Raw genomic sequence first — 25,999 nt, forward strand, 5'->3', positions numbered from 1 at the left:
AGCCCGTCGCGACGCCTCCTCGCGACCCCGAAAGCCATGGTGACAGCGGCCGTCGGCCGTGACAACGGCCGACGGCACACGATCTTCGGCCCCACCTTCGGGCCCGCACGGAGGGCTACGCCCGACGGAACTGCCCCACCAGCGTGCTCAGGCTCGCCGCGCCGTTCCCGGCCTCGACGCCCCGCCGGACCGCCTCCGCCAGGAGGGCCGGCAGCGCGCCGTCCACCCCGGAGGCCTCCGCGGTGTGCCGGACGTGCTCGATGCTCGCCAGCGCCATCGCCAGCCGGTCGACGTCCCCGCGGTGGTCCCCCGCGGTGATCCGCGGTGCGTAGAACGCCTGGAAGCCGGGCATCGAGGCGGCGGTCGAGCTCAGGTACGGCAGGAACTCCTCGGCCGGGATCCCGTTGGCCTCGGCGATCGCCGTGGCGTGCAGGTAGCCGACCATCGAGGTCCAGAACAGGTCCATCTGGATCTGGTAGTACAGCTGCGCCAGCCCGGGGTCGTCGCCCCGGTAGTCGGCCCCGGTGAGCACCTCCAGGGCGGCCCGGTGCCGCTGGAACGGCTCGACCGGGCCGCTGTAGAAGGTGGACGACCCGGGGTTGCCGATGCCCGACGGCGGTACCTGAACCCCTCCGGTCAGGTGGACGGCGCCGAGCTCGGCCAGCCGACGGGCGGCCTCGCGGGCCCGCCCGGGGGTGTCCGAGCTGAGGTTGGCGACGACCTTCCCCCGCAGCGCCGGCTCGACCGCCTCCAGCACCTGGAACACCGCGTCGTAGTCGGTGAGGCTGAGCACCACCAGCTCGTTCGCCGCCACCGCCGCCTCCGCGCTCGGCGCCAAGCGCGCGCCCCGGGCGACGAGCTCCCCGGCCCGCGCGGCCGTACGGTTCCACACCGTGACGTCGTACCCGGCGTCCAGGAACGCCCCGGCCATGGCCTGCCCCATCGGGCCGAGCCCGATCACCGTCACGGACCGCTTCGACTGCCGCTCAACGGACATGCGTCTTCCCCTCCACTGGACCGAACTTCTGGAACGAACGCTCTACTCAGAGCGCCGGGCCGACGCTAACACAGGACTGGAACGAACGCTCTACTCAGAATCTCGGCTAGGATCGCGGCGTGAAGACGCCCGAGAGAGCCGACGCGAAGACCGGCCCGAAGACCGGCGCCGGCGCCAAGGCGACGGCCGAGGCGAAACCCGGCACCCGCGAGCGGATCGTCCGGGCCACCTCCCGCCTGCTGCAGCGCCAGGGGTACGAGGGCACCGGGATCAAGCAGATCTCCCGCGAGGCCGAGGCCACCCTCGGCTCCGTCTACCACTTCTTCCCCGGCGGCAAGCAGGAGCTGGCCGCCGAGGCGATCCGGCACGGCGACGAGGAGTTCGCCGTCCTGCTGCGCGCCGGGCTCGGCTCCTCGCCGGACCTGGGCACGGCGATGACCTCCTGCACCCGGCTGCTCGCCACCGAACTGCGCAGGTCCGACTGGCAGGACGGCTGCCCGATCACCAGCACCGCCCTGGAGACGATCGGCCGGGTGCCGGTGATCGAGGGGGCGGTCGCCGAGGCCTTCGCCAACTGGCGGGCCCTCGTGACGGACCGGCTGCGCGCCGCCGGCATCGGCGAGGAGGACGCCCGCGAGCTGGCCGGCACGGTGATCAGCGCGCTGGAGGGCGCCGAGCTCGCCGCCCAGGTCGCCCGCAGCGAGGAGCCGCTGCTGGTCACCGGCAAGCACCTGGCCCGGCTGGTCACCGCCTACGCCGCCGACCGGCCCTGACACCGGGGCACCGGGCGCCGGGGCGCCGAAGCCGGGGCGCCGAAGCCGGCCGGAAAACGTGAGAAGCCGAAAACGTGAGGAGCCGGCCCAGCGGGGGATCCCCTCCCGCTGCGCCGGCTCCGGTTCCACAACTCCCGACCACAGCCAGGAGCAACGGACGTGGGAATCGACATGGCGCTGTACGACGGCCGCCCGAACGACGGCCGCCGCACCCGCCCCCGGATGCTGCACCTCTCGAGCCCCGGCGAGGCCCTCACCATCGCCCTGGCCCGGCACACCGATCCGGCGCACCACCGGCTCGGCCGGATCGACCCCTACGGCGACACGCTGTTCAACGAACAGGACGCCGGCGCCGCCTTCGAGGAGGCCACCGCACTGCTCGCCCGCTGCACCACCGAGGAGCAGCGGGCGGCCGTCCGCGACCTGCGCAACCTGCTCGCCAACTGCGCTGCCGTCCCGGGCAGTTGGCTGGCCTTCCACGGAGACTGAGCGGCTACTGCCGCCGGTGCACCTCCGCCGCGACGGCCAGGTCCTGCCAGGCCATCCCGACGCTCTTGAAGAACCGCGGCCGCCCGTCCGGCACCAGCGCGTCGCCGCGCACCAGCTCGGCGAGGTTCCAGAGCTGCCGCCCGGCCACGCCCGCCATCAGCAGGTCCCCGGCCTCCCGGGCCGCGACGCCGCGCGCCTCCACGTACAGCTCGGCCCGCCGGACCAGCAGCTCGTCCACCTCCCGGGCGTCCGGCTCGTGCGAGCCGACCGCCGCCACCGCCGCGTGCGCCGGCACCAGCGCACCGTCGAACAGCGGGGTGCGCGCGGTGGTGCAGCAGACCACCAGGTCCGCGTCGCGGACCGCCCGCGGGCCGCCGACCTCGGCCGCCAGTCCGAGCTCCCGCCCGTACGCCACCAGGGCCTGCGCCCGTTCGGCGTTGCGCGCCACCACGGTGAGCCGGCGCAGCGGGCGGACGGCGAGCAGGGCGTCCAGGTGTCCGTACGCCTGCGGTCCGGAGCCGAACAGCACCAGGTGCTCGGCCTCCGGGACGGCCAGTCGGCGCAGCGCGGCCGCGGTGACGGCGGGCGTGCGCAGCGCGGTGAGCGCGGCGCCGTCCAGCAGGGCGAGCGGCTGCAGGGTGGGCCCGTCGAGCAGCAGGTAGCTGCCGGTGATCCGGGGCAGCCCCTGCTCGGGGTTGGCGGGCGCGACCCCGGCGATCTTCACCCCGGCGTACGGCCCGGCGGCGGCCGGCATCAGCAGCAGCTCCCCGGCGGGGACGGGTACGGCCGACCGGGCGGGTGCCGCCTCCGGGTCGAACCCGTCCAGCAGCACCCGCTCGATCGCCTCCACCGCGTCGGCGGGCCCGACCCCGCCGGTGCCCGCGACGGCGTACCGGAGCGGCACGACGGCCGTACCGGGCGGTGTGGTCGGGCTCACAGCAGGAACCCCGCTCCCAGCTCGTCGCCCGGCTCCAGGACGAATCCGTGCTCGCCGGTGCGGTGGGCCGTCCCGCCGACCTCGGTGACCACGCCCTCGCCGTACGGGTCGCCGCCCGCGAGGAAGCGGCCGGTGAAGACCGTGCCGATGATCGACTCGTGCCGCAGCGGCTCGCCGGGGGCCAGCCGGCCCTCGGCGGCGAGCACCGCGAGCCGGGCGGAGGTGCCGGAGCCGCAGGGCGAGCGGTCGATCTGGCCGTCGGCGAAGACGGTGACGTTCCGCTGGTTCAACCCGCCGTCCGCCGAAGGGAGTTCGTCGTACAGCACCACCCCGTACACGCCCGACAGCCGGGCGTCCGTCGGGTGCGCGACCGCCTCCGCGTCGGCCAGCGCCGCCCTGATCTCCCGTCCGACGGCGGTGAGTTCGGGCAGCTGGGCCGGTTCCACGGCGAGCCCGAGGGCGGCGGCCGGCACCGAGGCGTAGCAGGCGCCGGAGTGCGCGACGGCGACCTCCACGGTGCCGCGCGAGGTCTCCACCGGCAGCTTCAGCGCGGTCACCCGGCTGGGCACGTTGCGGAAGGTCACCCCGGTGGTCCGCCCACCGGTCCGGTGCACCAGGGCGGTGACCCGGCCGGACGGCACGTCGATCCGCACCCGCGCCACGCCGTCGGCGGGGGCCGGGACGAGCCCGGAGTCCACCGCCCAGGCGCCGAGCGCGATGGTGCCGTGCCCGCAGGCGGTGGAGTAGCCGTCCTTGTGCCAGAACAGCACGCCGAGGTGCGCCTCGTCGTCGTCCGGCGCCACCAGGAAGCCGCCGTACATCCCGGCGTGGCCGCGGGGCTCCCGGCTGAGCAGCTGCCGGACGTCGTCCAGCGCGCTCGGCCGGGGAGAGGTCGCGCTGCCGCCCGAGCCGATCGCGATGGCGCGGCGTTCGGCGACGCTGTCGCCGGGGATCGGCGGCACGCCCTCCAGCACGATCCGGAACGGCTCGCCGGCCGTGTGGTAGTCGACGGTGCGGACGAACATCAGGCGCCACCGCCCGGCAGCACGCTGACGGTCCGGCTGACGGTGTAGAAGTCCAGGGCCGCCTGCCCCTGCTCGCGGTCGCCGTGGCTCGCGCCCTTGGCCCCGCCGAAGGGCAGGTGGAAGTCGACGCCGCTGGACGGCGCGTTGACCCGGATCATGCCCGCGTCCAGCCGGTCGGCGGCGGCCAGCGCCACGTCCAGGCTGCGGGTGTGCACGGAGGTGGAGAGGCTGTGCGGGGTGTCGTTGGCCAGCGCGACGGCCTCGTCCAGGTCGGCCGCGGCGTGCAGCACCGCGATCGGGCCGAAGAACTCCTCGCGCGCCAGCGGGTGTTCGGCCGGCACCTCGGTGAGCAGGGTCGGCTCGACGTACCAGCCGGCCCGCTCGGGCACCCCGCCCCCCGCCAGGACGACGGCCCCGGACTCGACCGCCGAGGCGACGGCGCCGGTCAGCCGCTCCCGGGCCGCGGCGTTGATCACCGGCCCGCAGACCGCGTCGTCGACCGCCGCCAGCGCCTTGACCAGCGCCTCGCGCAGCGGCTCGTACGCGGCGCCGACCGCGATCACCCGGCTGGTGGCGGTGCACTTCTGCCCGGCGTACCCGGCGATGGCCGCGGCGATGTGCCCGGCGGCCTGCGCGATGTCGGCGTCCGGCAGCACCAGCGCGGCGTTCAGCCCGCCGAGTTCGGCCTGCACCGGCACCCCGCGCTCGGTCGCGGCCCGCACCACGGCCCGGCCGACGCCGGTCGAACCGGTGAAGGAGACCACGTCCACGGCGTCGACCAGTGCCGCGCCCTCCTCCGCCCCGCCGGGCAGCACGGTGAACACGTCCTCGGGCAGCCCGGCCAGCTCCGCCAGCCGCAGCGCGCAGGCGGTCGCCTCGGGCGCCGGCTTGAGCACCACCGCGTTGCCGACGGCGAGGGCCGGCGCGGCCTTCCAGGTCGGGATCGCCAGCGGGAAGTTCCACGGCGCGATCAGCCCGGCCACCCCGTACGGGCGGCGCCGGGTGAGCAGCAGCCCGGGCCCGGCGGCGGGCTCGTGCACGGCCCCGGAGGGCGCGTACGGGGCCTGCGCGTAGTAGCGCCAGATCGCCGCGGTACGGGCGACCTCGCCGAGCGCCTCGGCCGACGGCTTGCCGACCTCGCGCACGATCAGCGCGGCCAGCTCGTGGGCGTGCGCCTCCACGGCGTCCGCGATCCGGCCGAGCGCCGCCGACCGGGCGCCCGCACCGGCGGCGAGCCAGTCGCCCTGCGCCGCCCGGGCCCGCCCGACGGCGGCCCGCACGGCCTCGGCGCCGGGCTCCTCGACGGCGACCACGAGGTCGTCCGGGTCGGCGGGGTTGTACGAGGTGATGGTCACGGCCAGCAGCCCTTCGGGGGAGGTACGGGGACGAAGGAGGTAGGTGGGGTCAGAGCAGGAAGCCCGCCGGGAACGGGTCGCTCGGGTCGAGGAAGTACTGGGCGGTGCCGGTGACCCAGGCCCGCCCGGTGACGGTGGGCACCACGGCGGGCCGCCCGGCCACCTCGGTCTCCTCGACCAGCCGCCCGGTGAAGGTGGTCCCGATGAAGGAGTCGTTGCGGAAGTCCCGCCCGAGCGGCAGTTCGCCGCGCGCGTGCAGCTGGGCCATCCGCGCCGAGGTGCCGGTGCCGCAGGGCGAGCGGTCGAACCAGCCGGGGTGGATGGCCATCGCGTGCCGGGAGTGCTCGGCGGTGGAGCCGGGGGCGAGCAGCTGGACGTGGTGGCAGCTGTGGATGGACGGGTTCTCCGGGTGCACCGGCTTGTCCGGGCTCGCGTTGATCGCGTCCATCATCGCCAGGCCGGCGTCCAGGATCTCCTGCTTGCGCTCGCGCTCGAAGGGCAGCCCGAACTCGGCGAGCGGAAGGATGGCGTAGAAGTTGCCGCCGTACGCGAGGTCGTAGTTCACCGTGCCGTAGCCGGGCACCTCGATCTTGCGGTCCAGGGCGACGGAGTACGAGGGCACGTTGCGGATGGTCACCGCCTTGGCCGCGCCGTCCTCGACGTGCACCTCGGCGACCACCAGCCCGGCCGGGGTGTCCAGCCGCACGGTGGTGACCGGCTCGACCACCGGGACGATCCCGGTCTCGACCAGCACGGTGGCGACCCCGATGGTGCCGTGGCCGCACATCGGCAGCAGCCCGGAGACCTCGATGTAGAGCACCCCGAAGTCGGCGTCCGGGCGGGTCGGCGGCTGGAGGATCGCGCCGCTCATCGCCGCGTGGCCGCGCGGCTCGTACATCAGCAGGGTGCGGAAGTGGTCCAGGTGCTGCTGGAAGTGCACCCGGCGCTCGGCCATGGTGGCGCCGGGGATGACGCCGAAGCCGCCGGTGATCACCCGGGTCGGCATGCCCTCGGTGTGCGAGTCGACGGCGTGGAACACGTGACGGCTCCGCATGGGTCACAACTCCCGTACAGGTTCGGATGGTGGGGGTGGGCCGGGCCGGCTGCCGCCGCAGCCGGCCCGGAGGCCCGGGGCCCGGAATCATCCGGGCGGGGGGATCAGACCAGGCCGTCGGCCAGCGCCTTCTCGGTGGCCGCGCGGACGGCCGCCTCGATCTCCGGGGTGAGCGGCTGGCGCGGGGCGCGGACCGGGCCGCCGGGGCGCCCGGCGATGTCCATGGAGAGCTTGATGGCCTGGACGAACTCGGTCTTGGAGTCCCAGCGCAGCAGCGAGTGCAGCGACTTGTAGAGCGGCAGCGCGTTCTCCAGGTCCTTGGAGACGGCGGCGTCGTAGAGCGCCACCGACGCGGCCGGCAGGGCGTTCGGGTAGCCGGCGATCCAGCCGACCGCGCCCGCGAGCGCCAGCTCCAGCAGCACGTCGTCGGCGCCGATCAGCAGGTCCAGCCCGGGGGCCAGCTCGGCGATCTCGTAGGCCCGGCGGACGTCGCCGCTGAACTCCTTGACGGCGACGATCGAGCCCTCGGCGTGCAGCTGGGCGAGCAGCGGGGGGACGAGGTCGACCTTGGTGTCGATCGGGTTGTTGTACGCCACGATCGGCAGGCCGGCCTTGGCGACCTCGGCGTAGTGGGCCCGCACCGAGGCGTGGTCGGCCCGGTAGGCGTTCGGCGGCAGCAGCAGGACGGAGCCGGCGCCGGCCTCGGCGGCCTGCTCGGCCCAGCGGCGGGACTCGGCGCTGCCGTAGGCGGCCACCCCGGGCATGACCCGGGAGCCGTCGCCTGCCGCCTCGACGGCGACCTCGACGACCTTGGCGCGCTCCTCGGCGGTGAGCGTCTGGTACTCACCCAGCGAGCCGTTGGGGACGACGCCCTCGCAGCCGGAGTCGATCAGCCAGCGGACGTGCTCGGCGTAGGCGTCGTAGTCGACGGAGTGGTCCGGGCGCAGCGGAAGCGTGGTGGCGACCATGATGCCGCGCCACGGACGGGTGGTGTCGTGCTGGGTGATGGACACATGAACTCCTTGATGAGGTGTGACATTTTACAAGAGCGGGTGGGCCGGAGACAAGGTCCCCGGCCCACCGTTCGACGGCGGACCCGTTACGCCTCGGGCGCGGGCCCGGCGGCCAACTGGGAGAGCGGCACCGGACAACCCAGTGGCCGCCGGTCCGGCCCCGGCTCACCCGAACCGGCCAGGCAGGCCACGGCCGGACCGCACATCCGGCCCTGGCACCAGCCCATCCCGGCCCGGGTGAGCAGCTTGACGGTGCGCGGATCGCCCGCGCCCAGCTCGTCGACGGCCTCCCGGATCGCCGCGACCGGCACCTCCTCGCACCGGCACACGTCGGTGTCCGGGCGCAGCCAGCCGGTCCAGCCGGGCCCCGGCCGGTGGGCGGCGGCCATCAGCCCGGCGAAGGCCCGCAGTCGCGAGCGGCGGCGCAGCAGCGCGGCCGCGGGCAGCTCGCCGGCCACCGCGTGGGCGGCCAGCTCGCCCTCGGCGAGCGCGAGGTCCGCGCCGCCGACGCCGTTGGTCTCCCCCGCCGACCAGAGGCCGGGCACGCTGGTGCGCAGCCGGGCGTCGACCTCCAGCGCGACGGCGCCGTCCGGCCCGGTCACGGTCCGCGCACCCAGTTCGGTGGCCAGGTCGATCTGCGGCAGCAGGCCGTGGCCGACGGCGAGCGCGTCGCAGTCGATCCGCCGCTCGGTGCCGGGCACCGGCCGCCAGTCCGCGTCCAGCCGGGCCACCGTGACGCCGGTGACCCGGTCCGTCCCGTGCGCCTCGACCACCGCGCTGCGCGGGCGAAGCCGCACCCCGTGCCGCAGCAGCGCGCCACCGTGCCCGGCGCCCTCGACCAGCTTGCCGGGAACGCCCGCCAGGACGCCGGGGCGCCGTACGTACCCGAGGTAGGCGGTGGCCTCGACCACCGCGGGCACCTCGGCCCCGGCGGTGACCAGCGAGGAGGCGGCCGCGAGCAGCAGCGGGCCGCTGCCGGCCACCACGATCCGCTTCCCGGGCAGCACCAGCCCGGCCTTGAGCATGGCCTGGGCGCCGCCCGCGGTGACCACCCCGGGCAGGGTCCAGCCGGGGAAGGGCAGCTGCCGCTCGTACGCGCCGGTGGCGAGCAGCACCGACCGGGACCGGACGGTGGCCCGGTCGGTGCTCTCCGGCCCGCGGGTGACGTGCACCGCGAAGCCGTCGCCGGTGCGCTCCAGCGCCCAGACGTGGTGACCGGCCAGGAAGGCGGCCCGCCCGGCGCGCTCGTGCGCGTCGAGCCGGCCGGCCAGACCGGTGTAGGCGGACCAGTGGTGGTGCAGCCGGTCGGGGCGGGCCGCGCCGAGGCCGGGCGCCGGGTGGCGGTAGTACTGCCCGCCGGTGCTCTGCCCGCCGTCCAGCAGGGCGCAGCGCAGCCCGAGGTCGGCGGCGGTGACGGCGGCGGCCAGCCCGGCCGGGCCGGCGCCCACCACGACGAGGTCGAAGGTCTCAGACGGCGAGGTCGGCACGGCCGTGGCCCTCCTGGGTGGTGACGGTGGTGCCGGGCTCGGCGGGGAGCAGGCAGGTGCGCTGGTTGGGGCGGCCGTCGACGGTGGCCAGGCAGTCGAAGCAGGCGCCGATCCCGCAGAACGCCCCGCGCGGCCTGCCGCCGACCCGGGTGGTGCGCCAGGCGAGCACGCCGTCGGCCCAGAGCGCGGCGGCGATCGACTGCCCGGGCAGCGCGGGGACGGGCCGCCCGTCGAACTCGATGTGGTGGGCGGGCCCTGGCTCGGCCTCGACCAGCCCGGCGGGGGTGCGGCGGCGCATCGGCGGCTTCTCCAATCCTGGACGGAATCTCATGTCTGGCGGTCGTGGGGCCGGTGGTCGCCCGGCCGGGCCGTCACCCGGCCGGGCCGTCACCCGGCGGAACTCTCCTCGACGGGGAACCGGTCCGCCCGGAACGGCGCGAGGTCGAGCTCCGGCTGCTTGCCGGTGAGCTGCTCGCTGATCAGCAGCCCGGTCGCCGGGGCCAGCCCGATGCCGGCCCCCTCGTGCCCGCAGGCGTGGTACAGCCCGGGCACCCGGGGGTCCGCCCCGATGGCCGGCAGGTGGTCCGGCAGGTACGGGCGGAAGCCCCGGTAGGTGCGCATCACGGTGACTCCGGCGAGCACCGGGAACAGCGCGGCGGCCTGGGCGGCCAGCCGGCGCAGCACCTCCTGGGAGAGCGTGCGGTCGAAGCCGACCCGCTCCCGGCTGGCGCCGATCAGCACCGGCCCACCCGGGGTGCCCTCGATCACGGCGGAGGTCTCCAGCCCGGCGGATCCGCTGGCCACGTTGGCGACGTAGTCGGCCGCGTAGACCTTGTGCCGCACGACCCGCGGCAGCGGCTCGGTGACCAGCACGAAGCCGCGCCGGGGCAGCACCGGCAGGCCCACCCCGGCCAGTGCGGCCACCTCGCCGCCCCAGGTGCCGGCCGCGTTCACCACGGCGCCGGCGGCCAGGCCGCGCCGGTCGGTCCGCACGCCGCGCACGGCGCCGTCCGGGCCCCGGTCGATGGCGGTGACGCTCTCCCCGGCGATCAGCCGGGCGCCCATCCGGCGGGCCTCGCGCAGCAGGTGGGCGGCGGCGAGGGCGGGCTGGACCTGGGCGTCCTGCGGGTAGTGGAAGCCGCCGGCCAGGCCCTCGGCCAGGTGCGGTTCCAGCTCGCGCAGCCGCTCGCCGGGCACTTCCTCGGCCTCGACCCCGACGGCCCGCTGTCCGGCGGCGAAGGCCCGCAGCGCGTCCTGTCCGGCGGCGGTGGAGGCGACCACCACGCCGCCCTTGGGCTCGTACTCGATGGCCGGGCCGAGCCGCTCGGCGAGTTCGCGCCAGAGCCGCGTACTGAGCAGGGCGAGGTCGAGTTCGGGGCCGGGTTCCTTGTCGGAGACCAGCAGGTTGCCCTCGCCCGCGCCGGTGGTGCCGCCGGCCACCGGGCCGCGGTCCACGACGGCGACGGCGAGCCCGGCGCGGGCGGCGTAGTAGGCGCAGGCGGCGCCGACCACGCCGGCGCCGACCACGACGACATCCAGGGGAGGTCTCTCGGTCTTCAGCACGTCAGTAATATGTCACATGCCATGAGAGCTGCCAAGCCCGCCGCCCGAAACCGGGAGCACCCCCGACCAGCGGAAAGGCCCGAACGCCGAGGAGCCCCGGCCCACCGCTCGGCAGAGCGGCGGACCGGGGCTCCGTCAGGGCCTACCGGTTCGGGCGACTCAGGTGATGTCGTCCATCTCCTCGCGGCGGGACGCCGGCACCGCCGCGCCGGCCGCCGGGGCCGCCGAGGCCTCGACGGACTCCGCACCGGCCACCGGCTGCACCGACAGGTCCAGGTGCGAGGCCTCCTCGTCGTCCAGCCCCGCGTCCGGGTTGCGGCGCGCCTTCCGCTTGTCGTTGAAGAGCGCGATCGCCACCGCGATGAAGTACAGCGCCCAGATCGGCGCGGCCAGCGCCAGCATGCTCAGCGGGTCGGCACTCGGCGTGGCGAAGGCCGCGAACACCGTGATGCCCATGACCATGCCGCGCCACCAGCCCAGCAGCCGCTTGCCGCCGACCATGCCGATGACGTTCAGCATCACCAGCAGCAGCGGGAACTCGAAGGCCAGGCCGAAGACCAGCACCATCCTGGTGGCGATGTCGAAGTAGTCCTCGGGCGGCAGGATCGGCGTGGTGTTGTTCGGGGTGAACGAGATCAGCACGTCGATCGTGGTCGGCAGCACCAGGATGGCCACGGCCACACCGGCCAGGAAGAGCGGCGTCCCGCAGAGCAGGAAGACGAACGTGTACTTCTTCTCGTGCTTGTGCAGGCCGGGCGCCACGAAGGCCCAGACCTGGTAGAGCCAGATCGGCACGGTCGCGACCACACCGGCCGTCAGGGCCACCTTCAGCATCCAGGTGAAACCGGCGGTCAGGCCGATGTTGGAGACCTGGGCGCACTTGCCGTGGTAGTGCTTGGCCAGCTCCGGGGTGTTGCACTGCGGCAGCGGCTTCAGCAGCAGGTCCTCGAGCTGCTTGTGGTAGATCGCCGCCACGATGGTGATCACCACGATCGCCAGGACCGACTTGACCACGCGGTTGCGCAGTTCCCGCAGGTGGTCGGCGAGGGCCATCCGCCCCTCAGGATCCTTTGACGCCTTCGGCGCCTTGGAGAGCTTGCTCAACCCCGGTCCTCAACTCGTGCGTGGGGGCCCGCCGGTCGACGGGCCTGCGAAGTCGCGTACGTCACGTGCGCCGCGCTCAGTGCGGACGGTCGCCGTCGGGCGCCAAGGCCCCGGCGGCGGACTCGTTCACCGGACGGGCCGTGGCCGCCGCGCCCGGGGCGGACCGGATGGTCTTGCCCGCACCACCGTCGACCGGAGCCGGAGCGGGCCGGGCCGGCTGCTCGGACTCGCCGTCCGAACGCATCGCCTGCGCCTCGCTCTTCAGGATCCGCATCGACTTGCCCAGCGAGCGCGCCAGGTCCGGCAGCCGCTTGGCTCCGAACAGCAGGATGGCGAGAACCACGATCACCACGATCGCGGTCATCGAGATGCGCATGCGCGACCACCTTCAGTCATGGCGGCCCGACGGGCCGTCCGCTGCGGATGGTAACCGCTGCGGATGACGCCACGACGACGGCCGCCCGAACAGGACAGCGGCCCCAGGAACGCGGTTCAGGAGCCACCTCAGAGCGTAACCCGACCCCGCCCGCGCGCAGCAGCCCCCGTGCCGCCGTCGGCCCGGTCGTGCTGTGCGGAACTACGCGACCGGGACGGTCCGCTCCTCGACCGGGGCGTTCGCCGCCGGCATCGCCTCCGCCAGGTCCTCGGCCGCCGCGGCCAGCGCCCGCGAGGCCCGGTCCACGCCCTTGGCCAGCGCCCGCACGTCCAGCCAGAGCCGGATCGCGAGGACCCCGAGGACCAGCAGGCCCGCGGTGGCGAGCAGGACGGCGGCGACGAGCATCCAGGACATGCGCCCCACCCTATACGGGGGTCACCCCTCCGCCGGGACGAGCCGCATGGTGCGCACCCCGGCCCCGGTGAGCGCCTCGACGATCTTCTCCCCGGCCGGCTTGCGCACCGCCGCCCCGCACCGCGGGCAGCCGAAGCTGTAGTGCGCCTGGGCCGGGGTGCGGCCGAGGGTCAGGCGGAAGTCCTCGGCCGGGAGCTCCACCTTCTCCCGGCACTCGGAGCAGTACACCTTGAATCTGGTCCCGGGTTCCACCGCTCAGGCCCGCCCCTCCCCGTAGGCGGCCAGCGCCTCCCGCGCGGCCGAGCGCGCCTGCTCGGCCAGTTCGGGCGGCGAGACGATCCGGCCGTCCCGGCCCAGCCGCAGCGCCAGCGGGCGCAGCTGGGAGGGGTCGGCGCTGCGCAGGGTGATCCGCAGCCCGCCGTCGGGCAGTTCCTCGGCCCGGTCGTGGGTGTAGTACTCGGCCACCCAGCGCCCGCCGGAGGAGACCTCGACGACCACCTCCGGGTCGTCCGCCGCCGGGTTGACCAGCCCGCCGCTGAGGTCGCGCGGCTCGCGCCGGGGCGGGTCGGCCGGGACGTCCAGGACGCGGATCTCGGCGACCCGGTCGAGCCGGAACATCCGGTGGTCCTCGGAGGTGCGGCACCAGGCCTCGAGGTAGGTGTGGCCCTCGGTGAGCAGCCGGATCGGGTCGACCTCCCGCTCGGTCATCCCGCCGCGCCCGTGCGAGTAGTAGCGCAGCCAGAGCCGGCGGCCCTCGCTGAGCGCGCGGTCGATGTCGGCGAAGACGTGGCTCTCCGCCTCGAAGGTGACGCCGACCCTGGCGCTGCCCTCGGCGCTCTCCCCCGCCGCGTTCTCGATCTTGGCGACGGCCCGGGTGAGCGCCTCGCGGTCCCCGGCCCGCAGGCCCGGCAGCCCGGCCACCGCGCGGGCGGCCACCAGCAGCGCGGTCGCCTCGTCGGCGGCCAGCCGCAGCGGCTGGGCCACGTCGTCGACGTTGTGCCACCAGATCCGCTCGCCGTCGGTGTCGATGTCGAGCAGGTCGCCGCCGCGGAAGCTGGTGCCGCACATCGGCAGCACGTTGAGGTCCGCGATCAGCTCGCGCTCGCTGATCCCGAACGCCCGGGCCACCTCGGCGACCTCGGCCCCGGGCCGCTCGCGCAGGTAGGTGACCAGCGACAGCATCCGTCGCGTCTGGTCGATGGCGTTGCTCACGCGCTCTCTCCTTCAAGCCCCGCGACCGCCCGCAGCCGGTCGACGACATCCGCCCGCAGCTCCTCCGGCCCGAGCACCAGCACGTCCGGCCCGAACTCGGCCAGGTCCGCGCCCAGCCCGTTGCCGTACGGGATCTCCAGCTCGTCCCAGGCCTCGTCCACCCGGGTGCTGCTCAGCGCCTTGGTGCGCAGCGGGAAGCCGGCGCCCCGGCGGACCCGGACGGTCGCGGTGGCGGTGGCACCCTCCCCCGCGAACTTCGCCACGGTGGCCCGGACGTCCACGTGCTCGGGCACGGTGCCGAGGAAGGCCCCGGACCGCGCCTTCACCCGGCCGGTGATCCGGCTGAGCCGGAACACCCGGGCGTCGCCCCGGTCGCGGTCGTACCCGGCCAGGTACCAGTGGCCGCGCCAGCACTCCAGCGCCCACGGCTCGACGCTGCGCTGCTCGACGGCGGCGGCGCCGGCCTTGCGGTACTCGAAGGTGACCGGACGGCGGTCCCGGGCTGCGGTGAGCAGCGGCTCGAACGCGGCCTCCCGGGCGGGGATGCGCGGCTCCAGGGCGGTACGGCCCTCGGCCTCGGTGAACGGCACCCCGGCCGCGCGCAGCTTCTGCAGGGCGCCGCTGGCCGCGCCGGACATCTTGGCCTGCTGCCAGACCCGGGCGGCCAGGGTCAGCGCGGCCGCTTCCTCGGCGTCCAGGGCGATCTCGGGCAGCCGGTTGCGGTCGGCCCTGGCCAGGTAGCCGAGCTCGCCGTCCAGGGCGCTCTCGTCGACGTCGATCACCAGGCCGAGCTCGCGCAGGTCGTCCTTGTCCCGCTCGAACATCCGGTTGAAGGCGTCCTCGCTGCTGGTCTGCCAGGCCTCGCGGTACGCCTCGATGGATTCCCGCAGCTCCTTCTTGGAGAGCGGACGTCTGGTGTTCATCAGGCACAGGGCGAGATTCATCAGCCGCTCTGCCTTGGCGATCGCCATCGCTGACCCTTCCGGTGTGCCGCGCCGCGCGCGGGGTGCGCCAACCGGGCGGTCTCCACCCGGCGGGACCGACCGTACCGGTAGCGGTACGCGCTGCAAAAGCCGCCTCCGCGAACGCCCCCGGACACGCCCGTGGGCCGGGCCCCCGGAGGGGTCCGGCCCACGGTCACGGCAGGCTCAGACGCCCAGCAGGTCGACCACGAAGATCAGGGTCGAGTGCGGCGGGATGGCCGGGGTCGGCGACTGGGCACCGTACGCCAGGTGCGACGGGATGGTCAGCTCGCGGCGGCCGCCGACCTTCATGCCGGCGACGCCCTGGTCCCAGCCCTTGATGACGCGGCCCTTGCCCAGCGGGAACTGGAAAGGAGCGGTGCCCCGGTTCCAGCTCGCGTCGAACTCCTCGCCGGTCTCGAAGGTCACGCCGACGTAGCGCACGCTGACGACCTGGCCCGGCTTGGCCTCCTCGCCGTCACCGACGACGATGTCGCGGATCTGCAGCTCCGTCGGGGCGTCGCCGATCGGGAAGTCGATCTCGGGCTTCTCGTTGAGGTTGACGCTCACAGTCCCTCTTCTCACATTCGCTTGCATTCACGACCAAGCGGCGGGCACCCGTACCGGGTCCGCCCCGACAGAAGTCTCGGCGAACCACCGTACGCGCACCCGCCGCCCGTCCGGGTCCGGCCACACGGCCGGACCCGAAGGTCACACGTGCACCATTGTCACCCGAAAGTGGATCAGCCCTGACCGGCGTCGAGGATGTCCACCACGAAGACCAGCGTCGCGCCGGGCGGAATGTCGCCCTGGCCCTTGTCGCCGTAGCCCAGCGAGGCGGGGATCACCAGCTCGACCCGGCTGCCGACGGTCTGCCCCTCCAGGCCCTGGTCCCAGCCCTGGATGACCTGGCCGCCGCCGACCGGGAAGGTGAACGCCTGGCCCTTGCTGAGCGAGGAGTCGAACACCTTGCCGTCCTTGAACAGCGCGCCGGTGTACTGGACGACGACCTTCTCGCCCTTCTCCACCGCCGGCCCGGTGCCCTTGATCAGGACGTGCGACTTCAGCTCGGTCGGGTCCTTCGCCCCGGCCACCGGGGTGATCTCGGCCGGCTTCTTGCCGTTGTCCTTGACCTGCGGGAAGTCCGCCGGCGGCGGCGTGACCGTCCCGCTCACCACGGAGTCGGGCGCGTTGGCGTTGCGGACGTCGATCACGAAGATCAGGTCGTCCTTGGGGCCGATCGACATGTCGGCCTTGCCCTGGGCGCCGAACGCGGCGGCCGGCGGGGCCACCACCAGCAGCCGGCTGCCGGCCTTCTTGCCGATCACGGCCTGGTCCAGGGCCGGGATCAGCGAGTCGGTGCCGGCCTGGAAGATCTGCGGCTTCCCGTTGGCGTCGTACGAGCTCGGGATGTCCTTGCCGGTGTTCCAGTCCTTGGCGGTGTAGTCCACCGAGGTCCAGGAGTTCTTCTCGACCTTGGCGCCGGTGCCCTCGGTGAGCACCTTGACCACGAAGGAGCCGTCGGAGGCCTCGCCCGGCACCTGGATCTCGGCCTTCTTGCCGAAGTCGCCGGCGACCGTCGGCAGCACCTTGGCGCTGTCCTTGATCGGCGGGACCGGCTCGGCGGTCGGCGTGGGCTGCGCGGTCTTGGCCGCGTCCGGCTTGGCCGCGGCGCTGTCCTTGGAGCCGTCCTTGTTCACCATGTAGAGCGTGACGCCGCTGCCGACCAGCAGCAGGGCGATCACCGTGCCGAGGATCACGCCCAGCTTGCCGACGCCGGGCGGGTTCTCGTCGTACCCGGCCTCCGAGGTGTCGGACTTGCGCACGCTGGAGGCGAAGATCTGCGGGGCGTCGTCCGTCTTGGTCCCGCCGCCCGGGGCGCGCGGCGCCTCACCGGGCTGCGCCCAGCCGGCCTGCTGCGCCAGGATCGCCGGGGGGACGACGATCGACTCGCGGTCCCCGCCGACCGGGCCGCCGGGACGGGAGGCGGCCGGGTCCGCAGAGCCGTCGTTCGCCGCGGTGCCGGCCCCGCCCGGGCTCGGCGTCTTCTCAGTCATGACTCCCCATCCATCTCGCCACGAGGTCTTCCAGGTCTGCGCCCGGCGTGGGCACGCCGGCCTGCGGTCGCACCGCCCGCCCCAGGCCTCGGCGCCGGGCGGCGCCTGCCACAGTGCGTGGGCAGTATGACAGCTCAGGATGAGGGCGGACGCTTCGTTGTACGAGCGTCCGCCCAAGCGTACGGAATCCCCGGGGTGAGTTCGAGGGGCTGCGCCGGTGGAGTCCCCCAGGCACAGCCCCCGGCAGCTGGACCGCCAGACCGCTAGACCGCTTCGAGGATGTCGATCACGAAGACCAGGGTCGAGTTCGCGGGCACCGAGCCCTGTGCCTTGTCCTGGTAGCCGAGCGCCGGCGGCACCACCAGCAGGACCCGGCTGCCGACGTTCTGCCCGACCAGGCCCTTGTCCCAGCCCTCGATCACGCTGCCGGTGCCGATCTGCACCGCCTGGGCTCCGCCGTGCGTCCAGGAGGAGTCGAACTGCTGGCCGTTGGCCCACAGCACCCCGGTGTACTGCACCACCAGGGTCTGCCCGCTCTTGACCTGCTTGCCCTCCCCCTTGATCAGCACGGCCTGCTGGAGCTCGTTCGGCGGGGCCTGCCCGGCCGGGACCGTGATCGTCGCCGGGGCCTTGCCGTTGTCCTTGACCTGCGGCATCGTCGCGGGCGGCTCGGTCATCGTCCCGCTCAGCGTGGAGTCCGGCGGCAGGCTCTCCATGATGTCCAGCACGAACACCACCGTGTCACCCTTTTTGACGCCCAGCTGGCCGGAGCCCTGCTCGCCGAAGGCCGCCGCCGGCGGGGCCACCACCAGCAGCCGGGAGCCCACCTTCTTGCCGATCACGCTCTGGTCCAGCGCCGGCACCAGCTGCCCGCTGCCGGCCTGGTAGAGCTGCGGCTTGCCGTTGGCGTCGTACGAGCTGGGCAGGTCCTTGCCGGTGGTCCAGTCCTTGGCGGTGTAGTTGACCGTCACCCAGTCGCCCTTGTTGACGGTGACCCGCTCGCCCTCGGTGACCGTGTTCACCACGAACTGGCCGCTGGGCTGCTGGCCCTCGGGGATGGTGATGGTGGCCTTGCTGCCGTACCCGCCACCCGAAAGGGTGGGCATCGGTGACGCCTCGCTGACCGGCGCCGGCACCGTCGGGGCGGCGCTCGCCGTGGTCGGCGTCGCGGGGCCGGCCGCCGGGGGGGAACTGCTGCAGGCGACCGCGAGCAGCAGCGGCAGGGTGGGAAGCAAACCGGCGGTGCGGCGCACGGTGGTCCTAACTGTCGGTCGAAGTCGGCTCTCCTGACTCGACGGACAGCGTATGCCCGGCACGCGTCCGGCCCCGGTAGACACCACCGGGGCCGGACACCTCCTTGATCACAACCACTGCGGTCACTCTTGGTGACCGCGCAGCCTCAGCGGGTTCACATCCCCGCGATCAGCTTCTCCACCCGCTCGTCCACCGAACGGAACGGGTCCTTGCACAGCACCGTGCGCTGGGCCTGGTCGTTCAGCTTCAGGTGCACCCAGTCCACCGTGAAGTCCCGGCGCTGCTCCTGCGCCCGGCGGATGAAGTCCCCGCGCAGCCGGGCCCGGGTGGTCTGCGGCGGGATCGACTTGGCCTCGAAGGTCCTGAGGTCGGTGGTCACCCGCTGCGCCTGGCCCTTGCCCTGGAGCAGGTAGAACAGGCCGCGGCGGCGGTGGATGTCGTGGTACGCGAGGTCGATCTGCGCCACCCGCGGGTTGGACATGCTCATCTGGTTCTTCTCGCGGTAGCGCTCGATGAGCTTGTACTTCATGATCCAGTCGATCTCCTGGGCCACCCCGTCCAGCCGCTCGGTGCGGACGGCCTCCAGGGTGCGGCCCCACAGGTCGAGCACCCGGGCGACCGTCCCGGTGTTGATGCCCTTGCGCTCGGCGAACTCCAGGGCCTTGGTGTAGTACTCCTCCTGGATGTCCAGCGCGCTGGCCTCCCGGCCGTTGGCGAGGCGCACCTGGTGGGTGCCGGTGAGGTCGTGGCTGACCTCGCGGATCGCCCGGATCGGGTTCTCCAGGGTGAGGTCGCGCATCACCACGCCGGCCTCGATCAGCCGCAGCACCAGGTCGGTGGAGCCGACCTTGAGCAGCGTGGTGGTCTCGGACATGTTGGAGTCGCCGACGATCACGTGCAGCCGGCGGTAGCGCTCGGCGTCCGCGTGCGGCTCGTCCCGGGTGTTGATGATCGGGCGCGAGCGGGTGGTGGCGGAGCTGACGCCCTCCCAGATGTGCTCGGCCCGCTGGCTGACGCAGTACACCGCGCCGCGCGGGGTCTGGAGCACCTTGCCCGCGCCGCAGATCAGCTGCCGGGTGACCAGGAAGGGGATCAGCACGTCGGCCAGCCGGGAGAACTCGCCGTGCCGGGCCACCAGGTAGTTCTCGTGGCAGCCGTAGGAGTTGCCGGCCGAGTCGGTGTTGTTCTTGAAGAGGTAGACGTCCCCCGCGATGCCCTCCTCGTGCAGCCGCCGCTCGGCGTCCACCAGGAGCCCCTCGAGGATGCGCTCGCCGGCCTTGTCGTGCGTCACCAGCTCGACGACGTCGTCGCACTCGGGGGTGGCGTACTCGGGGTGGGAGCCGACGTCGAGGTACAGGCGGGCGCCGTTGCGCAGGAAGACGTTGCTGCTGCGCCCCCAGGAGACGACCCGGCGGAACAGGTACCGCGCCACCTCGTCCGGCGACAGCCGCCGCTGCCCGCGGAACGTGCAGGTCACGCCGTACTCGTTCTCCAGCCCGAAAATCCGGCGGTCCATGAGCACTCCATTCTCTGTCGGAGCTGTCCGAAACCGCCTCCACGACGACTGGGCCGCCGCAGGGGCACCGGAGTCCCGTACGGCGGCAGGCCGCCGTACGGGACTCCGCAGGAACTGCTACACCGGCGTGCCGTCCGCCGGGTTGTCCTCGTCGTCCGCCTCGGCGGACTGGTCCCCGTCGAGCAGCCGGCCCAGCTGGTTGCCCAGGATCCGCTTGAACTTGCGCTGCTGGAACCGCTGGCGGTCGAGGACCGCGACCTCCAGCTGCTCCGGCGTGAGGCTGCGCGGGCTGCCGCCGTTGGGGTCCCGGGCGAGCGAGTCCACGGCGAGCTTCACCGCCTCGGTGAGGCTCATGCCGGCCCGGTGGCGCTGGCCCAGGTAGTTGCCGATCGAGTCGGCGTTGCCGCCGACCACCACGTAGTTCTTCTCGTCCACGACCGAGCCGTCCGGCGTAAGCCGGTAGATCTGGTCGTTGTCGGAGGTGCGGCCGACCTCGGCCACGATCAGCTCGACCTCGTACGGCTTCTCGCCGACCGAGGAGAAGATGGTGCCCAGGGTCTGGGCGTACACGTTGGCCAGGCCGCGGGCGGTGACGTCGGCCCGGTCGTAGGAGTAGCCGCGCAGGTCGGCGTAGCGGACGCCGCCGATGCGCAGGTTCTCGAACTCGTTGTAGCGGCCGACCGCCGCGAAGGCGATCTTGTCGTAGATCTCGGAGACCTTGTGGAGCGCCCTGGAGGTGTTCTCCGCGACGAAGACGATGCCGTCGGCGTAGGTGAGCACGACCACGCTGCGGCCGCGGGCGATGCCCTTGCGGGCGTACTCCGCGCGGTCCGCCATGGCCTGCTGGGGTGAGACGTAGAACGGTGTCGACACCGGCGGTCGTCCCTTTCCTGTGAGGGGGTGGCTAGATCAGCGGGGCCTGCGGGCCGTTGGGCCGGACCAGGCGCTCGTCGGTGATGGCGACGGCGACCTCCGTGACCTCCGCCTCGGTGAGCCGGCGGAAGCCGTCCTCGGTGATCAGCGAGACGATCGGGAAGATCTTGCGGGCGAGGTCGGGACCGCCGGTGGCGGAGTCGTCGTCCGCGGCGTCGTACAGCGCCTGGACGACCATGGTGACGGCCTGGTCGGCCGTCAGGTCCTCGCGGTAGAGCTTCTTCATCGAGCCGCGGGCGAAGACCGATCCCGAGCCGGTGGCCGTGAAGCCGCGCTCCTCGGAGCGCCCGCCGGTGACGTCGTAGTTGAAGATCCGGCCGCGGCCGAGGTCCAGGTCGTAGCCGGCGAACAGCGGCACCACCGCGAGGCCCTGCATCGCCATGCCCAGGTTGCCCCGGATCATGGTGGTGAGCCGGTTGGCCTTGCCCTCCAGGGAGAGCGTGGTGCCCTCGATCTTCTCGTAGTGCTCCAGCTCCAGCTGGAACAGCCGGACCATCTCGATCGCGAGGCCCGCGGTGCCGGCGATGCCGACCGCGCTGAACTCGTCGGCCGGGAAGACCTTCTCCATGTCGCGCTGGGCGATCACGTTGCCCATGGTCGCCCGCCGGTCACCCGCGATCACCACGCCGCCGTCGAACACCGCGGCCACGATCGTGGTCCCGTGCGGGGCCTCGACCATGACGCCCTCGGGGAGCCCGCGGCGGCCGGGGAGCAGTTCCGGCTGGTGGTCGGCGAGGAAGTCGATGAAGGACGACGACCCCGGGGTCAGGAAGGCAGCCGGCAGACGCCCGGTGCCGCGAGTGTTGGCTTCCACACGATTCCTTCCAGGTAGCTTGAAGCGCGCGCTGCCCGCACCCTACCCGTCCGACGATCACCGTGAACGCGTGGAGGGGCCGGTGCCGGACGGCCGGGCGGTGTTCTCCGCCCGGCCGCCGGGGACGATCGCGACCGTGAATTCCGGAATGCCCGGGCCGGACTATTGCCCGCCCTTCTGGACGAATCCTCGGACGAAATCCTCCGCATTGGATTCGAGGACCTCGTCGATTTCGTCCAGCACCGCGTCGACGTCGTCGCTCAGCTTTTCCTGGCGCTCCTTGAGGTCGTCGGAATTCTGGCTTTCCGCGGCCTGCTCCTCGACCTCCTCGGAGGAACGGTTCGCCCGCTGCTGGCCGCCGCCGGTGTCCTTGCTCGCCATTTCCCTCACCCCGCTCGATTCGTCTGGCACGGTTCGGTCGTTGCTTGCTGCACCGACCCTATACACAAGGTGCGACTACCGCTCCCGGTTTGCCGGTGGCGCTTCCTGTCCAACACCCGCTGCCACCCCGGATGATTCCCATTCGGCGGACGTTCACCCATGGTGATCGAAAAGTTACCCGCCGGACAGCACCCGGAGCAGGTCCTCGGCCGTGCGGCAGCGGTCCAGCAGCTCCTTGACGTGGTTGCGGGTGCCGCGCAACGGCTCCAGGGTGGGGACCCGCTGCAGGGAGTCCCGGCCGGGCAGGTCGAAGATCACCGAGTCCCAGGAGGCGGCCGCGACGTGCTCCGCGTACTGCTCCAGGCAGCGCCCGCGGAAGTACGCCCTGGTGTCCTCCGGCGGCTTGGAGACGGCCCGCTCGACCTCGTCCTCGGTGAGCAGCCGCTCGAACCTGCCGCGCGCCACCAGACGGTTGTAGAGGCCCTTCTCGGGCCGTACGTCGCTGTACTGGAGGTCGACCAGGTGCAGCCGCGGGTTGTCCCACTGCAGGGCGTCCCGGCTGCGGTAGCCCTCCAGGATCTCCCGCTTGGCGATCCAGTCCAGCTCGCGGGAGAGCGACATCGGGTCGCGCTCCAGTCGGCCCAGGACGTCCTCCCAGCGCGCCAGCACGTCCACCGTCTGCTCGTCCGCGTCGGTGCCGAAGCGGTCCTCGACGTACTTGCGGGCCAGCTCGAAGTACTCCAGCTGGAGCTGGACGGCGGTGAGCTTGCGCCCGTTGCGCAGGGTGATCAGGTGCTTGAGCGTCGGGTCGTGGGAGACCCGGTGCAGGGTGCGCACCGGCTGGTCGACGGCGAGGTCGGCGGCGATGAACGAGTCCTCGATCATCGACAGGACCAGTGAGGTGGTGCCCAGCTTGAGGTAGGTGGAGATCTCGGAGAGGTTGGCGTCCCCGATGATCACGTGCAGCCGGCGGTACTTCTCGGCGTCGGCGTGCGGCTCGTCCCTGGTGTTGATGATCGGGCGCTTGAGCGTCGTCTCCAGGCCCACCTCGACCTCGAAGTAGTCCGCCCGCTGGCTGATCTGGAAGCCGTGCGCCGAGCCGTCCTGGCCGATGCCGACCCGGCCGGCGCCGGTGACCACCTGGCGGGAGACGAAGAACGGGGTGAGGTGGCGGACGATGTCGGCGAACGGTGTCGCCCGCTTCATCAGGTAGTTCTCGTGGGTGCCGTAGGAGGCGCCCTTGTTGTCGGTGTTGTTCTTGTACAGGTGGATCTTCTGCCCGTTGGGCAGCTCCAGCGCGCGCTGCGCGGCCGCCGCCATGATCCGCTCGCCGGCCTTGTCCCAGAGCACGGCGTCACGCGGGTTGGTCACCTCGGGCGAGCTGTACTCGGGGTGCGCGTGGTCCACGTAGAACCGGGCCCCGTTGGTGAGGATGACGTTGGCGAGGCCGATGTCCTCGTCGGTCAGCTGGCTGGCGTCCGCGACCTCGCGGGCCAGGTCGAACCCCCGTGCGTCGCGCAGCGGATTCTCCTCCTCGAAGTCCCAGCGGGCCCGCCGTGCCCGGTGCATCGCCGCCGCGTACGCGTTGACGATCTGGGACGAGGTGAGCATGGCGTTGGCGTTGGGGTGCCCGGGCACGGAGATTCCGTACTCGGTCTCGATGCCCATCACGCGCCGTACGGTCATGCGGCCCTCCTTGCCCGGTGCACCGCCCCCGACGGGCGGAGCACGCTGACGTACCGCCGAACAACACCGACGCCGGCCTCTGCCCGCGGACGGTGGGTCGAGCCTAGAACCCGGCGCCGAGCGGCGGGCCCGGAGACGCGCCGTCCGGCTGCGGGGCCGCGAGGCGCCACAGCCGGACGGGGTGCGTACAGCTCCGGGGACCGCTGCCGGCCCGGACAACCGCGTGCTTACAGGTACTGCCCCGTGTTGGCGACAGTGTCGATCGAGCGGCCGGACTCGGCGCCCTGCTTGCCGGTGACCAGCGTGCGGATGAAGACGATCCGCTCGCCCTTCTTGCCGGAGATGCGGGCCCAGTCGTCCGGGTTGGTGGTGTTCGGGAGGTCCTCGTTCTCCTTGAACTCGTCCACGCAGGCGGCGAGCAGGTGGGAGACGCGCAGACCCCGCTGGCCGTGGTCGAGGAAGTCCTTGATGGCCATCTTCTTCGCCCGGTCGACGATGTTCTGGATCATCGCGCCGGAGTTGAAGTCCTTGAAGTACAGGACCTCCTTGTCACCGTTGGCGTAGGTGACCTCCAGGAAGCGGTTCTCCTCCGTCTCGGAGTACATCCGCTCCACGACCGACTGGATCATCGCGGCCACCGTGGTCTCGACGGAGCCGTCGTGCTCCTTGAGGTCGTCCGGGTGGAACGGCAGCGAGTCCTTGAGGTACTTGGAGAAGATGTCCTTCGCGGCCTCGGCGTCCGGGCGCTCGATCTTGATCTTGACGTCCAGGCGGCCGGGCCGCAGGATCGCCGGGTCGATCATGTCCTCGCGGTTCGAGGCGCCGATGACGATGACGTTCTCCAGGCCCTCCACGCCGTCGATCTCGGCGAGCAGCTGCGGGACGATGGTGTTCTCCACGTCCGAGCTGACCCCGGAGCCGCGGGTGCGGAACAGGGACTCCATCTCGTCGAAGAAGACGATGACGGGCGTGCCCTCGCCCGCCTTCTCCCGGGCGCGCTGGAAGACCAGCCGGATCTGCCGCTCGGTCTCGCCCACGTACTTGTTGAGCAGCTCGGGGCCCTTGATGTTGAGGAAGTAGCTCTTCCCCTGGGGGCGGCCGGTGACCTCGGCGACCTTCTTCGCCAGCGAGTTGGCGACCGCCTTGGCGATCAGCGTCTTGCCGCAGCCGGGCGGGCCGTAGAGCAGCACGCCCTTGGGCGGGCGCAGCTCGTACTCCTTGAAGAGGTCGGCGTGCAGGTAGGGCAGCTCGACCGCGTCGCGGATCTGCTCGATCTGGTTGCTCAGACCGCCGATCTGGCGGTAGTCGATGTCCGGGACCTCCTCGAGGACCAGCTCCTCGACCTCGGACTTCGGCACGACCTCGAACACGTAGCCGGAGCGGGGCTCCAGCAGCAGGGCGTCCCCGGCCCGGATGGTCATCCCGCGCAGCGGCTCGGCGAGGCGCACCACGCGCTCCTCGTCGGTGTGACCGAGGACCAGGGCGCGCTCGCCGTCCTCCAGGAGCTCCTTGAGGGTGACGATCTCGCCGATGTTCTCGAAGGCCATCGCGTCCACGATGTTGAGGGCCTCGTTGAGCATCACTTCCTGGCCGCGCCGCACCTCGTCGAGGGCGACGTTGGGGCTGACGTTCACGCGGAGCTTGCGCCCCCCGGTGAAGATGTCCGCGGTGCCGTCCTCGTTCGCGTCGAGGAAGGTGCCGAAGCCGGCCGGGGGCTGTGCGAGCCGGTCCACTTCCTCCTTGAGGGCCACGATCTGGTCGCGGGCCTCGCGCAGGGTGGAGGCGAGCCGTTCGTTCTGGGCGGTCACGCCCGCCAGGTTGGTCTGGAGCTCGACGATCCGCTCTTCGAGGATCCTCGAATTGCGCGGCGAGTCGGCGAGCTTGCGGCGCAACACGGCGATTTCCTGCTCAAGGTACGAGACCTGAGCGGCCTCGTCGGAACCACGAGCGGGCCTGCCGGTGCTGCGGTTGTAGTCGTCATCGTGGGCTGCCACGGTCCTCACCTCCTCCGGGGAGCTGGACGCTTCCAGACCCTACCTGGGACCAGGGGTCCGTAAACCCCTAGATCAAGAAAGATGGAACGGGCGTGTCCGATCTTCGCCCCAGCGTGCTTCCCCTCTGCTAAGGGGGATACCCACCGCGCACCGCCCAAAGCGGGCCAGATGTATCGTCGGGCGAAGTGATATCCGATCGCGACCACAACTGGAGGTCCGATCGTTGTACGAATGGCGGGATTGCTCCAGGAATAGGGGCGACCCGGGACAGAAACGGCAGGGGACCATGTCGGTGACCGAGCAGACGGCGGCAGCGGCCGAGGAGCTGGAGGTGTGGATCGACCAGGATCTGTGCACCGGCGACGGCATCTGTGCGCAGTACGCACCCGAGGTCTTCGAGCTCGACATCGACGGGCTGGCCTACGTGAAGGGGCCTGACGACGAGCTGCGCCAGCAGCCCGGGGAGACCGCCCCGGTGCCGCTGACGATCCTTCAGGACGTGGTGGACTCGGCGAAGGAGTGCCCCGGCGACTGCATCCACGTGCGCCGGGTCGCCGACCGGGTCGAGGTGTACGGGCCGGACGCGGAGTAGTCGGGTCCGTA

The 25,999-nt window shown here is 72.8% G+C and carries 27 protein-coding genes; 3 read left to right on the forward strand and 24 right to left on the reverse strand.

All coding sequences use genetic code 11. The features are described from left to right. Positions 1-115: 115 nt before the first annotated feature. Positions 116-997, reverse strand: a complete 882-nt coding sequence (locus ACWDBB_RS25605; protein ID WP_449791829.1) for an NAD(P)-dependent oxidoreductase — start codon at positions 995-997, stop codon at positions 116-118. Positions 998-1,116: 119 nt separating this feature from the next. On the opposite strand from ACWDBB_RS25605, the gene ACWDBB_RS25610 reads away from it, so the two are divergent. Then, positions 1,117-1,770 carry a TetR/AcrR family transcriptional regulator gene (locus ACWDBB_RS25610; RefSeq protein WP_449791830.1) on the forward strand — a complete coding sequence of 218 codons (654 nt, stop codon included), beginning with the start codon at positions 1,117-1,119 and terminating at the stop codon, positions 1,768-1,770. Positions 1,771-1,929: 159 nt separating this feature from the next. Next, entirely contained in the window at positions 1,930-2,259 is a 330-nt protein-coding gene (locus ACWDBB_RS25615) for a hypothetical protein (protein ID WP_449791831.1), read from the forward strand. A 4-nt stretch (positions 2,260-2,263) separates the two neighbouring features. On the opposite strand, the gene ACWDBB_RS25620 is transcribed toward ACWDBB_RS25615, so the two are convergent. From ACWDBB_RS25620 to arc, 23 genes are all read right to left on the reverse strand, one after another. After that, entirely contained in the window at positions 2,264-3,196 is a 933-nt protein-coding gene (locus ACWDBB_RS25620) for an ornithine cyclodeaminase family protein (RefSeq protein WP_449791832.1), read from the reverse strand. Beyond that, positions 3,193-4,221 carry a proline racemase family protein gene (locus ACWDBB_RS25625; protein ID WP_449791833.1) on the reverse strand — a complete coding sequence of 343 codons (1,029 nt, stop codon included), beginning with the start codon at positions 4,219-4,221 and terminating at the stop codon, positions 3,193-3,195. The genes ACWDBB_RS25620 and ACWDBB_RS25625 overlap by 4 nt, the downstream gene beginning before the upstream one ends. Continuing rightward, positions 4,221-5,576: an aldehyde dehydrogenase family protein gene (locus ACWDBB_RS25630; protein ID WP_449791834.1), complete on the reverse strand. Its 1,356-nt coding sequence runs from the start codon at positions 5,574-5,576 to the stop codon at positions 4,221-4,223. Before ACWDBB_RS25630 ends, ACWDBB_RS25625 begins: the two co-directional genes overlap by 1 nt. 49 nt (positions 5,577-5,625) lie before the next feature. Beyond that, positions 5,626-6,630, reverse strand: coding sequence for a proline racemase family protein (locus ACWDBB_RS25635; protein WP_449791835.1), 1,005 nt, complete (start codon positions 6,628-6,630; stop codon positions 5,626-5,628). A 104-nt stretch (positions 6,631-6,734) separates the two neighbouring features. Then, complete coding sequence (locus ACWDBB_RS25640; RefSeq protein WP_449791863.1) at positions 6,735-7,598, reverse strand: dihydrodipicolinate synthase family protein; 864 nt, start codon at positions 7,596-7,598, stop codon at positions 6,735-6,737. 131 nt (positions 7,599-7,729) lie between these two features. Continuing rightward, positions 7,730-9,130, reverse strand: coding sequence for an FAD/NAD(P)-dependent oxidoreductase (locus tag ACWDBB_RS25645; protein ID WP_392914115.1), 1,401 nt, complete (start codon positions 9,128-9,130; stop codon positions 7,730-7,732). Then, positions 9,111-9,428 carry a (2Fe-2S)-binding protein gene (locus tag ACWDBB_RS25650; protein WP_355250421.1) on the reverse strand — a complete coding sequence of 106 codons (318 nt, stop codon included), beginning with the start codon at positions 9,426-9,428 and terminating at the stop codon, positions 9,111-9,113. The genes ACWDBB_RS25645 and ACWDBB_RS25650 overlap by 20 nt, the downstream gene beginning before the upstream one ends. An 89-nt stretch (positions 9,429-9,517) precedes the next feature. Next, positions 9,518-10,693, reverse strand: a complete 1,176-nt coding sequence (locus ACWDBB_RS25655; RefSeq protein ID WP_449791836.1) for an NAD(P)/FAD-dependent oxidoreductase — start codon at positions 10,691-10,693, stop codon at positions 9,518-9,520. A gap of 159 nt (positions 10,694-10,852) precedes the next feature. Next, complete coding sequence (tatC, locus tag ACWDBB_RS25660; RefSeq protein ID WP_449791864.1) at positions 10,853-11,746, reverse strand: twin-arginine translocase subunit TatC; 894 nt, start codon at positions 11,744-11,746, stop codon at positions 10,853-10,855. A gap of 127 nt (positions 11,747-11,873) precedes the next feature. Then, positions 11,874-12,173, reverse strand: a complete 300-nt coding sequence (gene tatA, locus ACWDBB_RS25665) for a Sec-independent protein translocase subunit TatA (protein WP_449791837.1) — start codon at positions 12,171-12,173, stop codon at positions 11,874-11,876. A gap of 201 nt (positions 12,174-12,374) precedes the next feature. Further along, entirely contained in the window at positions 12,375-12,587 is a 213-nt protein-coding gene (locus ACWDBB_RS25670; protein WP_449791838.1) for a hypothetical protein, read from the reverse strand. A 21-nt stretch (positions 12,588-12,608) separates the two neighbouring features. Further along, a complete protein-coding gene (locus ACWDBB_RS25675) occupies positions 12,609-12,815 on the reverse strand; it encodes a hypothetical protein (protein WP_375876040.1) in 207 nt (68 codons plus the stop codon). A gap of 27 nt (positions 12,816-12,842) precedes the next feature. After that, positions 12,843-13,769 (reverse strand): helix-turn-helix transcriptional regulator, encoded by a 927-nt coding sequence (locus ACWDBB_RS25680; RefSeq protein WP_359901265.1) that lies wholly within the window; start codon positions 13,767-13,769, stop codon positions 12,843-12,845. Between the two features lie 26 nt (positions 13,770-13,795). After that, positions 13,796-14,770, reverse strand: a complete 975-nt coding sequence (locus tag ACWDBB_RS25685; RefSeq protein WP_449791839.1) for a helix-turn-helix transcriptional regulator — start codon at positions 14,768-14,770, stop codon at positions 13,796-13,798. A gap of 177 nt (positions 14,771-14,947) precedes the next feature. Continuing rightward, a complete protein-coding gene (locus tag ACWDBB_RS25690; protein WP_449791840.1) occupies positions 14,948-15,358 on the reverse strand; it encodes an FKBP-type peptidyl-prolyl cis-trans isomerase in 411 nt (136 codons plus the stop codon). Positions 15,359-15,504: 146 nt separating this feature from the next. After that, positions 15,505-16,818, reverse strand: a complete 1,314-nt coding sequence (locus tag ACWDBB_RS25695) for an FKBP-type peptidyl-prolyl cis-trans isomerase (RefSeq protein WP_449791841.1) — start codon at positions 16,816-16,818, stop codon at positions 15,505-15,507. Positions 16,819-17,081: 263 nt separating this feature from the next. After that, a complete protein-coding gene (locus ACWDBB_RS25700) occupies positions 17,082-17,924 on the reverse strand; it encodes an FKBP-type peptidyl-prolyl cis-trans isomerase (protein ID WP_449791842.1) in 843 nt (280 codons plus the stop codon). 302 nt (positions 17,925-18,226) lie between these two features. Further along, positions 18,227-19,588, reverse strand: coding sequence for a Pup--protein ligase (gene pafA, locus ACWDBB_RS25705; protein WP_449791843.1), 1,362 nt, complete (start codon positions 19,586-19,588; stop codon positions 18,227-18,229). A gap of 117 nt (positions 19,589-19,705) precedes the next feature. Beyond that, positions 19,706-20,461 carry a proteasome subunit alpha gene (gene prcA / locus ACWDBB_RS25710; protein ID WP_392874388.1) on the reverse strand — a complete coding sequence of 252 codons (756 nt, stop codon included), beginning with the start codon at positions 20,459-20,461 and terminating at the stop codon, positions 19,706-19,708. 31 nt (positions 20,462-20,492) lie between these two features. Continuing rightward, on the reverse strand, positions 20,493-21,335 hold the full coding sequence (gene prcB, locus ACWDBB_RS25715; RefSeq protein WP_449791844.1) for a proteasome subunit beta: 843 nt from the start codon (positions 21,333-21,335) through the stop codon (positions 20,493-20,495). Between the two features lie 162 nt (positions 21,336-21,497). Then, the gene (locus ACWDBB_RS25720; protein ID WP_188299085.1) at positions 21,498-21,716 is read right to left on the reverse strand and encodes a ubiquitin-like protein Pup; all 219 of its coding nucleotides are present in this window, start codon (positions 21,714-21,716) and stop codon (positions 21,498-21,500) included. Between the two features lie 174 nt (positions 21,717-21,890). Next, on the reverse strand, positions 21,891-23,402 hold the full coding sequence (gene dop, locus ACWDBB_RS25725) for a depupylase/deamidase Dop (protein WP_449791845.1): 1,512 nt from the start codon (positions 23,400-23,402) through the stop codon (positions 21,891-21,893). Positions 23,403-23,629: 227 nt separating this feature from the next. Continuing rightward, positions 23,630-25,396 (reverse strand): proteasome ATPase, encoded by a 1,767-nt coding sequence (gene arc, locus ACWDBB_RS25730; protein ID WP_402404822.1) that lies wholly within the window; start codon positions 25,394-25,396, stop codon positions 23,630-23,632. A 286-nt stretch (positions 25,397-25,682) separates the two neighbouring features. Here arc and ACWDBB_RS25735 point away from each other — a divergent pair, with 286 nt between their 5' ends. Continuing rightward, on the forward strand, positions 25,683-25,988 hold the full coding sequence (locus ACWDBB_RS25735; RefSeq protein ID WP_392874377.1) for a ferredoxin: 306 nt from the start codon (positions 25,683-25,685) through the stop codon (positions 25,986-25,988). Positions 25,989-25,999 lie beyond the last annotated feature (11 nt).

The organism is Kitasatospora sp. NPDC001095 (assembly GCF_053598615.1).